The sequence below is a fragment of the Leifsonia sp. GW821-FHT13C09 genome, assembly GCF_058806435.1.
In genome coordinates this window covers 217,251-228,645 of sequence record NZ_JBXAPS010000001.1, presented here as the reverse complement: position 1 = coordinate 228,645, position 11,395 = coordinate 217,251, and the positions used below count along the sequence as shown (strand labels likewise).

The 11,395-nt window shown below is 69.4% G+C and carries 11 protein-coding genes; 3 read left to right on the top strand and 8 right to left on the bottom strand.

Features of this window, described 5'->3' with window-relative positions; genetic code table 11:
- Positions 1 to 41: 41 nt before the first annotated feature.
- The 4 genes from AC1ROW_RS01075 to AC1ROW_RS01060 all read right to left on the bottom strand — a co-directional run bounded on the left by AC1ROW_RS01075 (position 42) and on the right by AC1ROW_RS01060 (position 2,987).
- On the bottom strand, positions 42 to 233 hold the full coding sequence (locus tag AC1ROW_RS01075; protein ID WP_345834844.1) for a hypothetical protein: 192 nt from the start codon (positions 231 to 233) through the stop codon (positions 42 to 44).
- Between the two features lie 67 nt (positions 234 to 300).
- The gene (locus tag AC1ROW_RS01070) at positions 301 to 678 is read right to left on the bottom strand and encodes a DUF948 domain-containing protein (RefSeq protein ID WP_369963151.1); all 378 of its coding nucleotides are present in this window, start codon (positions 676 to 678) and stop codon (positions 301 to 303) included.
- A gap of 147 nt (positions 679 to 825) precedes the next feature.
- On the bottom strand, positions 826 to 1,449 hold the full coding sequence (gene rpsD, locus AC1ROW_RS01065) for a 30S ribosomal protein S4 (protein ID WP_493017029.1): 624 nt from the start codon (positions 1,447 to 1,449) through the stop codon (positions 826 to 828).
- A 197-nt stretch (positions 1,450 to 1,646) separates the two neighbouring features.
- Positions 1,647 to 2,987, bottom strand: a complete 1,341-nt coding sequence (locus AC1ROW_RS01060; protein WP_493018336.1) for a replication-associated recombination protein A — start codon at positions 2,985 to 2,987, stop codon at positions 1,647 to 1,649.
- A gap of 185 nt (positions 2,988 to 3,172) precedes the next feature.
- Between AC1ROW_RS01060 and AC1ROW_RS01055 the strand changes: the two genes are divergently transcribed.
- The 3 genes from AC1ROW_RS01055 to AC1ROW_RS01045 all read left to right on the top strand — a co-directional run bounded on the left by AC1ROW_RS01055 (position 3,173) and on the right by AC1ROW_RS01045 (position 5,925).
- Positions 3,173 to 3,949 (top strand): peptidylprolyl isomerase, encoded by a 777-nt coding sequence (locus AC1ROW_RS01055; protein ID WP_493017028.1) that lies wholly within the window; start codon positions 3,173 to 3,175, stop codon positions 3,947 to 3,949.
- A 57-nt stretch (positions 3,950 to 4,006) separates the two neighbouring features.
- A complete protein-coding gene (locus tag AC1ROW_RS01050) occupies positions 4,007 to 5,236 on the top strand; it encodes a DUF349 domain-containing protein (RefSeq protein ID WP_493017027.1) in 1,230 nt (409 codons plus the stop codon).
- 119 nt (positions 5,237 to 5,355) lie between these two features.
- A complete protein-coding gene (locus AC1ROW_RS01045) occupies positions 5,356 to 5,925 on the top strand; it encodes a type IV toxin-antitoxin system AbiEi family antitoxin (RefSeq protein ID WP_493017026.1) in 570 nt (189 codons plus the stop codon).
- Here the strand turns inward: AC1ROW_RS01045 and AC1ROW_RS01040 are convergent.
- The 4 genes from AC1ROW_RS01040 to secD all read right to left on the bottom strand — a co-directional run bounded on the left by AC1ROW_RS01040 (position 5,912) and on the right by secD (position 11,382).
- Positions 5,912 to 8,161, bottom strand: coding sequence for a RelA/SpoT family protein (locus AC1ROW_RS01040; RefSeq protein WP_431350072.1), 2,250 nt, complete (start codon positions 8,159 to 8,161; stop codon positions 5,912 to 5,914). The genes AC1ROW_RS01045 and AC1ROW_RS01040 overlap by 14 nt on opposite strands.
- Positions 8,162 to 8,233: 72 nt before the next feature.
- Positions 8,234 to 8,617 carry a rhodanese-like domain-containing protein gene (locus AC1ROW_RS01035; RefSeq protein WP_493017025.1) on the bottom strand — a complete coding sequence of 128 codons (384 nt, stop codon included), beginning with the start codon at positions 8,615 to 8,617 and terminating at the stop codon, positions 8,234 to 8,236.
- 9 nt (positions 8,618 to 8,626) lie between these two features.
- Positions 8,627 to 9,643, bottom strand: coding sequence for a protein translocase subunit SecF (secF, locus tag AC1ROW_RS01030; protein WP_493017024.1), 1,017 nt, complete (start codon positions 9,641 to 9,643; stop codon positions 8,627 to 8,629).
- On the bottom strand, positions 9,643 to 11,382 hold the full coding sequence (secD, locus tag AC1ROW_RS01025; protein WP_493017023.1) for a protein translocase subunit SecD: 1,740 nt from the start codon (positions 11,380 to 11,382) through the stop codon (positions 9,643 to 9,645). Before secD ends, secF begins: the two co-directional genes overlap by 1 nt.
- Positions 11,383 to 11,395 lie beyond the last annotated feature (13 nt).

Genomic DNA, 11,395 nt, shown 5'->3' with positions numbered 1-11,395 from the left:
ATCGAGGGTGGAGCGGGGAGACGAGGTCGAAAAGGCGGGGCTCAGTCGCCGTCGATGGCCGAGCGGAGCTCGGCTTCGCGCTGACGGTAGCCGTCGGAGACGGCCTCGCCGAAGTCGCGCGCCTTCTTGTCGAGCGTGCCGAAGAACTCGCGACCCTTGGGGGTCTCGTTGACCTTGTGGGCGACGACGAAGCCGACGGCCACGCCGATCAGGAGCCACAGGAAACTCTTCATTGCCGGATCTTCCCTCCCTGGTTGCGCAGTGAGCGCAGTTGCGCGCGCTCAGCGCACTCGCGCAAGTCTAGTCCGCCTGGCGGCGGGAACGCCGGGAGGCCCCCGGCACCCGGAGGGCGGCGCGCACGGCAGCGCTGAAGCCCGCCAGCTTGATCAGCGGACCGCCGACCGTGGCGGCGAAGAGCGCCACGAGCGCCGACACGTTGCCGGTCACGTCGGCGACGTTCCGGGTGATCGTGTCGACCCGGGCGAGCTGCTTGTTCGTCTCCTGGATCGTGGTCGCCGTCTCCTCCAGGATCGGCGTGATGCCGTCGCTGGCCTCCTTGATGGCGTCACGCGTGGAGTCGAGCACGCGGCCGAGCTTCAGCAGCGGTACGGCGATGAATCCGACCAGGACGGCGAACACGGCCGCCGCGATGAGTCCTGCGATGTCGCCTCCGGACATGTCGCCCCCTCCATTCCGTGACGGGCATACGACCCCCAGCGTACGGGAAACCGGCTCCGGATGGACCCGGCAGGCGGTAAACCGGCAACGAGAAACGGGGCCGCGGCCGAAGCCGCGACCCCGTTCTGCGGGAGTCTGTCGCTCGCCTTAGCGGGCGGCGTAGTACTCGACGACGAGCTGCACGTCGCAGGTGACCGGGACCTCGGCGCGCTTCGGGCGGCGCACGAGGCGGGCCTGGAGCTTGTCGAGCTCGACGTCGAGGTAGGCCGGGACCTTCGGCAGGACGTCGACGTGACCGCCGGCGGCCGCGACCTGGAAGGGCTCGGTGCCCTCGGAGCGGGCCTTGACGTGGATGAGCTGACCCGGCTTCACGCGGAAGGACGGGCGGTCGACGATCTTGCCGTCGACGAGGATGTGGCGGTGCACCACGAACTGGCGGGCCTGCGAGATGGTGCGGGCGAAGCCGGCGCGGAGGACCAGGGCGTCGAGGCGCATCTCGAGGAGCTCGACCAGGTTCTCACCGGTCAGTCCCTGCGCGCGGCGGGCCTCTTCGAACGCGATGCGGATCTGCTTCTCGAGGATGCCGTACTGGGCGCGCAGACGCTGCTTCTCGCGCAGACGAACGGCGTAGTCGGAGTCCTGCTTGCGCTTGGTGCGGCCGTGCTCACCGGGAGCGTACGGACGCTTCTCCATGTAGCGGGCGGCCTTGGGGGTCAGGGCGATGCCCAGGGCCCGCGACTCGCGGGTCTTGCTGCGGGAACGTGAAGACACGATTTCCTTTCGGTTTTCTCTCTACGAATGTTGGTCGCAGTGCACGCAGGGGTGCGCTGCGCAGGGTCTTTCACCTGCAAGAGAGAGGGATTGACGCCAGGGACGCCCGGCTACAGGGCCTGTCCCGTCGAGAGCGTGTCCCGGGCAGCCGCACCCTGAACACGCTTCTAGGCCAGACGATTCTAGCAGACTCCCGGTCAGCGTCCGCGCACGATGCGGCGCAGCTTCGCCAGGCGCGCGGCGACGTCGCGCTCGTTGCCGTGCTCGGTCGGCGCGTAGTAGGTGGTGTCGGCCAGCTCGTCGGGAAGGTACTGCTGCTGGAGGACGCCGAGGGCGTCGTCGTGCGGGTACTTGTAGCCCTTGCCGTGGCCGAGCCGCTTCGCGCCGGGATAGTGCGCGTCGCGGAGGTGCTTGGGCACCCTCCCGATCTTGCCGGCGCGGACGTCGGCGATCGCGGCGTCGAGCGCCATGTACGCCGCGTTCGACTTCGGCGCCGTCGCGAGGTGGACGACCGCCTGCGCGAGCGGGATGCGCCCCTCCGGCATGCCGATGTACTGCACGGCGTCGGCGGCGGCGATCGCGACGACGAGCGCCTGCGGGTCGGCCATCCCGATGTCCTCGGACGCGGAGACGATGATTCTGCGGGCGATGAATCGCGGGTCCTCCCCCGCCTCGATCATGCGCGCGAGGTAGTGCAGCGCGGCGTCGACGTCCGAGCCGCGGACCGACTTGATGAACGCGCTGATGACGTCGTAGTGCTCGTCGCCGTTGCGGTCGTAGCGCAGCAGGGCGCGGTCGACGGCCTGCGCCACCAGCTCTGCGGTGATGACCGGCTTCTTCTTGGAGGTCGCCGGCGTCGCCGACGCGGCCGTGACGGATGCGGCCTCCAGCGCCGTGAGGGCGCGCCGGGCGTCGCCGGACGCCAGCCGGATGAGCGCGGCCCGCGCCTCGTCGTCCAGCGTGTACTGGCCGCCCAGCCCGCGATCGTCGGCGACGGCGCGGTCGATGACGACGCCGAGATCCTCGTCGCTCAGGGTCTCGAGCGTGAGCAGGAGCGAACGCGACAGCAGCGGGGAGATGACCGAGAACGACGGGTTCTCGGTGGTCGCGGCGACCAGGATGACCCAGCCGTTCTCGACGCCGGGCAGCAGGGCGTCCTGCTGAGCCTTGGTGAAGCGGTGGATCTCGTCGAGGAAGAGAACGGTCGAGACGCCGTACAGGTCGCGCGTGGAGAGGGCCTCGTCCATCACCAGGCGGACGTCCTTCACCCCGGCGGTGACCGCGGACAGCTCCACGAACCGCCGGCCCGACGAGTGCGCGATCGCCTGCGCCAGCGTGGTCTTGCCGGTGCCGGGCGGACCCCACAGGATCACGGACACCGAACCGCTCTGCCCGTCCTTGTCGGAGGCCAGCGCGACCAGCGGGGAACCGGGCCGGAGCAGATGACGCTGGCCGGCCACCTCGTCCAGCGACTTCGGCCGCATGCGCACGGCGAGAGGCGTCGCTCCCGTCCGGAGCCCAGGTTGCACATCGACCACCCGACAAGAGTAGTCGCCGCCACTGACATCGGGGTCGGCGTTCGCTGCGTCCGCACGCGGCGCGTGGGTTTGGGCGCTCATAGCCGCGCCGGATAAGGTTCGTGCAGCATCCATCCCGCCGGGCGACAGTCAGCGGCGCGGATCGCATCCCATCCCCCGCTCGACGGCGCCCCCGGAGGACAGACGTGGCACCCAGTAAGCAGAACGACCGCGAAGCGCGACAGGCTCGCGAGCGTCTCCGCGCGTATCAGGCGCGGCAGACGGTGCACGAGGAGAAGGTCAAGCGCCGCAAGCGGGACAACTGGGTCTCCGGGATCGCCGTGCTGGTGATCGTGCTGCTCGCGATCGGCACGCAGCTCCTCTTCTTCGCGAAGCCCTCGGCCACCAGCGCGTCCGCTTCCCCGTCGCCCTCGCCGTCCGCCTCGGCCGCGGCGGGCGTGCCCTCCGCGAGCATCGCGGAGGGCCGCACCTGGACGGGCGACCTCACGATCAACGGCATCAAGCTCGGCGTCTCGCTGGACGGCAAGGCCGCGCCGCAGGCGGTCTCCTCCACGATCGCGCTCACGCAGAAGAAGTTCTACGACGGGCTCACCTGCCACCGCCTCACCAGCGGCGGCTTCTACGTGCTGCAGTGCGGCGACCCGAACGGCGACGGCAGCGGCGGCCCCGGCTACTCCTACGGCCCGATCGAAAACGCACCGAAGGACGACAAGTACCCAGCGGGGACCATCGCCATGGCGCGCCAGAGCGGCAACGCGAGCAGCCAGGGCAGCCAGTTCTTCATCGTGTACAAGGACACCACCATCCCGTCCGACTCCGCGGGCGGCTACACGGTCGTCGGGAAGATCACCAACGGCCTCGACACGCTCAACGCCGAGGTCACCTCCAAGGGCGTGCAGGGCGGCAGCACCGACGGCAAGCCCGCTGTCCCGACGAAGATCGACAGCTTCACGCTGCAGTGATCCCGGCGTGTGCAATAGGCTGATTCCCAACGTGGCACCGCAAGCAAGGTGAGGCTCTTGGCTACTTCTGAACAGCACCCCTGGGGTCGCGTCGACGAGACCGGCACCGTGTACGTCCGCGAGGGCGATGGCGAGCGCGCCGTCGGCGAGTACCCGGACGGCACTCCGGAGGAGGCGATCGCCTACTTCGAGCGCAAGTACACCGACCTCGCCGGCCAGGTCGGCCTCCTGGAGCAGCGCGCCCGCCGCGGCGCACCGGCGGCCGACGTCGCCAAGTCCGTCGCGAGCCTGCGCAGCTCGGTCGAGGGCGCGAACGCTGTGGGCGACCTCGCGTCGCTGATCGCGCGGCTCGACGCGCTCGGCGGCACCGTCGAGGAGCTCACCGAGCAGCAGAGCGCGGAGGCCAAGGCCGCGCTGGAGCAGGCCGTCGCCGACCGCACGGCGATCGTGGAGCAGGCCGAGGCCCTCGCCGCGCAGGATCCGGCCCGCACGCAGTGGAAGCAGACCACCGCCGAGCTCGACGCCCTCTTCGCGAGCTGGCAGGCGCACCAGCACGACGGTCCCCGGCTGCCCAAGAACGAGGCGAACGAGCTGTGGAAGCGGTTCCGCGCCGCACGCTCGACCATCGAGCACAACCGCAAGGCCTTCTTCGCCGAGCTCGACAACCAGCACCGCGACGTCCGCGCCCGCAAGAACGCGCTCATCGAGCAGGCCGAGGGTCTCGTGCCGCTCGGCGCCGACGGCGTCCCGGAGTACCGCCGGCTGCTCGACCAGTGGAAGCTGGCCGGCCGCGCGGGCAAGAAGAACGACGACGCGCTGTGGGCGCGGTTCAAGGCGGCGGGCGACGCCATCTACTCGGCCAAGGCCGAAGTCGACGCGCGCGACAACGTCGAGTACGAGGAGAACCTCACGCTCAAGCTCGCGCTGCTCGAGGAGGCCGAGCCGCTCCTGAAGGAGAAGGACCGCGAGACCGCGCGCGCGAAGCTGCTCTCCATCCAGGAGCGCTGGGACGCGATCGGCCGCGTGCCGCGCGACCAGGTGCGCCCGATCGAGGACCGGCTCCGCAAGGTCGAGGCGGCCGTGCGCCGGCTGGACGAGGAGCACTGGGAGCGCAACGACCCCGAGAAGAAGGCCCGCTCCGAGGGGCTGGCCAGCCAGCTCAACGCGGCGATCGCCAAGCTGGAGCAGGAGCTCGAAGAGGCCAAGGCCAGCGGCGACTCGGCCAAGGTCAAGGCCGCCCAGGAGGCTCTCGACGCCCGCAAGGTCTGGCTGGACGCGCTCGGCTGAGTTCCCGGTTGCGTTCCCGGCTGCGGCGGTCGTCCTCCACAGCCCGCGGGATCGGATGAGTACTCCACGGATTCGCTGACGGCGGTCTCCGGCGGGTGCGGCCGGCGGAGGCTGGAGGCATGACGACAGCCATTCCCCTTCTCCTCGATCGCAACGTCCTCCCGCTCGCCGAACTCTTCTCGCTCGTGCTCGACGGGCAGCTCTATCGGGTGGGCGACGCGTTCGCCGCCATCGACACCCCCGACACCCCGTCGCTGCGCGCGCACGCCTTCGCGGCCCTGCGACCGGGGAGCACGGTCGCCGATCGCGGCACCGCGGCCTGGATCCACGGCACCCGCTCGACGCCGCCGCTGCGACCGCAGGTCTGCGTCGACCGCAGGCAGCGCGGCCGGGTCTCGCCCGACTTCGACGCGCAGCAGCACCGGCTGGGCGCCGGCGAGGTCGTCGAGCTGAGCGGCGTCCGGGTGACGGCGCCGTTGCGCACGGCGGCCGACCTGATGCTGACCCTCCCCCGCTTCGGGCCGCCGGAGGCCATGGAGGTGCGTCACCTGCTCGAGCTCGGGCGCGCGTCGCCCGATGCGCTCGGCGCGCACGTCGCCCGGTCGCGCCGGCACGGCGCGACCCGAGCGCTCACCCGGATGCCCCTGGTCGAGCGGACGGAGCTGCCGGCTCCGGTCAGCCGGCGCTGACCCGGTACACGTCGTAGACGCCGTCGATCCGGCGCACGGCGTTGAGCACGCGGTCGAGGTGCGTGGTGTCGCCCATCTCGAACACGAAACGGCTCAGCGCCAGCCGGTTGCTCGACGTCGTCACCGTCGCAGAGAGGATGTTGACATGGTGCTCGGACAGCACGCGCGTGACGTCGGAGAGCAGGCCGGAGCGATCCAGCGCCTCCACCTGGATCTGCACCAGGAAGACGCTCTTCGAGCTCGGCGCCCACTCCACGTCGATCATGCGGTCCGGCTCCTGCAGCAGCGACTGCACGTTGTGGCAGTTCGCCTGGTGCACGGAGACGCCCTGGCCGCGCGTCACGAAGCCGACGATCGGGTCGCCCGGCACCGGGGTGCAGCACTTGGCGAGCTTGACCAGGATGTCGGGCGCACCGCGCACGAGCACGCCGGAGTCGCTGTTTCGCAGCTGCTTGGGACGTCCCTTGACCGGGATGTCCAGCTCGCCATCGGACTCGACCTCGCTCTGCAGCGAGGCGACGATCTTTTCGATCACCGACTGCGTCGAGATGTGGCCCTCGCCGACCGAGGCGTACAGCGACGAGACGTCGGGGTGCTTGAGCGACGACGCGACCTCCACGAGGGCGTCCTGGGTCATCAGCTTCTGCAGCGGCAGGTTCTGCTTGCGCATCGCCCGGGCGATGGCGTCCTTGCCCTGCTCGATCGCCTCGTCGCGGCGCTCCTTGGTGAACCACTGGCGGATCTTGTTGCGGGCCCGCGGGCTCTTGACGAAGTTCAGCCAGTCCTGGCTCGGGCCGGAGTCCGGGTTCTTGGAGGTGAAGATCTCCACCACGTCGCCGGTCGAGAGGGTGCTCTCCAGCGGCACCAGCCGGCCGTTCACCTTGGCGCCCATCGTCCGGTGACCGACCTCGGTGTGCACGGCGTACGCGAAGTCGACCGGGGTCGCGCCGGCCGGCAGGCCGATCACGCGACCCTTCGGCGTGAAGACGTAGACCTCCTTCGCCCCGATCTCGAACCGCAGCGAGTCCAGGAACTCCGACGGGTCGGCGGTCTCGGCCTGCCAGTCGGAGATGTGGGCGAGCCACGCCAGGTCGGTGTCCACCTTGCCGGGTCCGCCGGCGCTCTTGCCGGTGGTCTGCTCCTTGTACTTCCAGTGCGCCGCGACACCGAACTCGGCGCGCTGGTGCATCTCCTCGGTGCGGATCTGGATCTCGACCGGGCGGCCCTGCGGACCGATCACGGTCGTGTGCAGCGACTGGTACAGGTTGAACTTCGGGGTCGCGATGTAGTCCTTGAAGCGGCCGGGCATCGGCGTCCAGCGCGCGTGGATGGACCCCAGCACGGCGTAGCAGTCGCGCACGGTGTTGACGAGCACGCGGATGCCGACCAGGTCGTAGATGTCGTCGAACTCGCGGCCACGCACGACCATCTTCTGGTAGATCGAGTAGTACTGCTTGGGCCGGCCGACCACCTTGCCGCGGATCTTCGCGGTCTTGAGGTCGTCGTTGATCGCGTCGATCACCTGCTGCACGAGGCGTTCACGCTCGGGCGTGCGCTGCTTCACCAGGCTCTCGATCTCCGCGTAGAGCTTGGGATAGAGCACGGCGAACGAGAGGTCCTCGAGCTCCCACTTGATCGTCTGGATGCCGAGCCGGTGCGCGAGCGGCGCGTAGATCTCCAGCGTCTCGGTGGCCTTGCGGGTGGCGTTGGCCGCGGGCACGAAGCCCCAGGTGCGCGCGTTGTGCAGGCGGTCGGCCAGCTTGATGATCAGCACGCGGATGTCCTTCGACATCGCGACGATCATCTTCCGGACGGTCTCGGCCTGGGCGCTGTCGCCGTATTTGACCTTGTCGAGCTTGGTGACGCCGTCGACCAGCATGGCGATCTCGTCGCCGAACTGGTCGCGCAGCTCGTCCAGCGTGTAGGAGGTGTCCTCCACGGTGTCGTGCAGCAGCGCGGCCGCGATGGTCTTCGCGCCGATGCCGAGATCGGCGATGATCTGCGCGACTGCGACCGGGTGGGTGATGTACGGCTCGCCGGAGCGACGCTTCTGACCGTCGTGGGCGCGCTCGGCAACGGCATAGGCGCGCTCGATGAGCGACAGGTCGGCCTTCGGATGGTGCATGCGCACCGTGCGGATCAGGGTGTCGACCGCGCCGGCGGGCTGCGCCCGGGAGAAGATCCGCGGGACGAGACGGCGCAGCGAGGCGGACTGCGGTGTCGTCGTATCAACCATCTGCTCGCCTCCTGTCGTCCATTATCGCCGCTGTTCGCGCCCTCCCGGTCACGGGGGCGGCGCGATCGGCGCTCAGGCGGACGCTCCCGGGGGCCGGCCGGGGTCGGACGCGGGTTCCCCACCGTCGCCTGGCGAGGAGACCGGGCCACCCGACGCCTGCCAGGCGAGCATCCCGCCCGCGACGTTCGCGGCGGGATAGTCCGCTTGCAGCAGGGCGTCGGTCACCCGCCGAGACCGGCCGCCGACGGCGCAGATCACCAGGATCTGCTGGTCCTCCGGCAGTTCGTGCTGACGCAGGCCCAGCTCCCCCATCGGGATGTGGTGGGCGGCCGGCGCGTGGCCGGACTCCCACTCGTGAACCTCGCGGACGTCGAGCAGCCAGGCCGCTCCCGCGTCGACGAGCTCGCGCGCACGCGCGGCACTCACTTCGTCCTCCGACAGGTAGTGACCGCTCATGCGCCGACGCTACTCCGCCGGAACCGGCTCGGTAGTGGCGACCTGGGCCTTGGGCCGGATCGAACGGACCTTCTGGTCGTGCTTCTTGATCGCGGCCTCGCCCTCGCGGAACTGCGAGTACATCGGGGCGGCCAGGAAGATCGTCGAGTAGGTGCCCACGATGATGCCGATGAGCAGCGCGAGCGAGATGTCGCGCAGCGTGGCGGCGCCGAAGGCGTACGCGCCGATGAACAGGATCGACGCGACCGGGAGCACGGCCACCACGGCCGTGTTGATCGAGCGGACGAGGGTCTGGTTCACCGCCAGGTTGACCGCCTCCGGGAACGTGCGTCGAGTGAGCTCCAGCTCCTCGCGCGTGTTCTCACGGATCTTGTCGAACACCACGACCGTGTCGTACAGCGAGTAGCCGAGGATCGTCAGGAAGCCGATCATCGTCGCGGGCGACACCTCGAAGCCGACGAGGGCGTAGATCCCCGCGGTGATGATGAGGTCGTGGAAGAGCGAGATGATCGCAGCCGCCGACATCTTCCACGTTCGGAAGTAGAGCGCCATCGCGATGAACGCCAGCAGCAGGAACACCACCAGGCCCTGGATGGACTGCTGGGTCACGTCCGCACCCCACGATGGACCGATGAACGTGGACGAGACCTCGGACGACGGGACGCCGTACGCCTTGGCCAGCGCGTCGGCCACGGCCTTGGTCTGGGTGTCGGAGAGCTGGTCGGTCTGCACCCGGACGGCGTTGTTGCCGACGACGCTGACGTGCGAGACGGCGTTCGGCACGACGCTCGCCACGGCGCTCTGCGCCTTGGCGGTGTCGGTGCTCTGCACCTGGCTGATCTGGAACTGCGATCCGCCGCGGAACTCGATCGAGAAGTTGAACCCGCCCTTGACGACCGGGATGAGGATGGAGAGCACGACCATCACGATCGCGATGCTGTACCAGATCTTGCGCTTGCCGACGAAGTCGAACGAGCGCGCCCCGGTGTAGAGGTCGTTTCCGAACTTGGTGAGGCGGCTGGCCATCAGTTGTCCTTCCCCTCGGACGATCGATCGGAGGACGAGGAGGTCGAGGCGGAGGCGAGCTCCGCCGCCTTGCGCTCGGCGATCGTTTGGCGGCGGGCCGCCTCTCCGCTGCTGCGGGCGGCCTTCCCGGCGCCGACCAGCTCGGGCTTCGGGGCGCGGAACCGGGCCGCACCGCGGTACACCGCGCCCAGCGCCTCGGGATCGAGGCCGGAGAGCGGGTGGCCGCTGCTGAAGAACCGCGTCTTGGCGAGCAGCTGGAGCGTCGGGTGCGTGAACAGCAGCACCACGATCACGTCGATGATCGTCGTGAGCCCGAGCGTGAACGCGAAGCCGCGCACGTTGGCCGCGGCGAGCACGTACAGCACCACGGCCGCCAGGAGGTTGGTGGCCTTGGACGCGTAGATGGTGCGGCGTGCACGGCCCCAGCCGGCCTCCACCGCGGATTCGAGACTGCGCCCGTCGCGCAACTCGTCTCGTATTCGCTCGAAGTAGACGATGAACGAGTCCGCCGTGAAGCCGATCGCGACGATCAGGCCGGCGACGCCCGCGAGCGAGAGCCGGTAGTCGTAGTGCCAGGACAGCAGCGAGATGGTGAGCCAGGTCAGCGCGCCGGCGACGACGAGCGAGAAGATCGTGACGAGACCGAGCAGGCGGTACTGGAAGAACGTGTAGATCGCGACCAGGATCAGGCCGATCAGACCGGCGATGAGACCGCTGATCAGCTGTGAGGTTCCGAGCGTGGCCGAGATGTCGTCCTGGCTCTGCACCTTGAAGCTGAACGGCAGCGCGCCGAACTTGAGCTGGTCGGCGAGCGTCTTGGCGCTCTGCTCGGTGAAGTTGCCCGAGATCTGCGGTTTGCCGTCGGTGATCACCGCGTTGGTGGTCGGCGCCGAGATGACCCGGCCGTCCAGGACGATCGCGAACTGGTTCTGCGCGCCCTGGAGGGCGTTCAGGCGAGTGGTCACGGTGGCGAACTGCTTGGTGCCCGTCGAGTCGAAGACGATGTTGACGACCCACCGGCCGGTGCTGACGCCCTGCGAGCTCTGCTCGATGCCGGCGCTCGCGTCGGAGATGTTCTGGCCCTTCACCTCGACCGGGCCGAGCAGGTACTTGACCGTGTTGTTGTCGTCGCAGGTGATCAGCGGCTTGTCCGTCGGAGCGGCGCTGAGGTCCTTGTTCTTGTTCGCGTCGCACGAGAAGGCGTCGAACTCCGCCTTCAGCGCGGGCGTCACCCAGGCCAGGTCACTGCCGTTCGTCGGCTTGGTCGACGGCGTGGACTGCAGACCGGGCGCCGGGCTGGGCGCGGGGGTCGACTTGCCGTCGGCGCCCACGACCTGGTTGGTCGGGCCGCTGGTCAGCAGCACGGGACGGAAGTCCAGTCGCGCGCTGGCCTTGACGCGGTCGAGCGTCTGCTGGTCCGGCTTGCCCGGCAGCGACACAACGATGTTGCGTGAGCCCTCGGTGGAGATCTGCGCCTCGGAGACACCCGACGCGTCGATGCGCTGGCGGATGATCGAGACCGCCTGGTCGAGCTGCTGCTGCTGCACCGACTGACCGTTCTCGACCTGCGGGGCGAGGATGATCTGGGTGCCGCCCTCGAGGTCGAGGGCGAGCTTGGGCAGCCACGTCGCATTGCTGAACAGGACACCGGCCGTGAGGGTCCCGAGGAGGACCACCACGATGAGACCGAGCCACGTCAACGAACGCCAGGCTTTTTTGACCGGGGTCGACTTTGCCACCTAGGAACTCAGC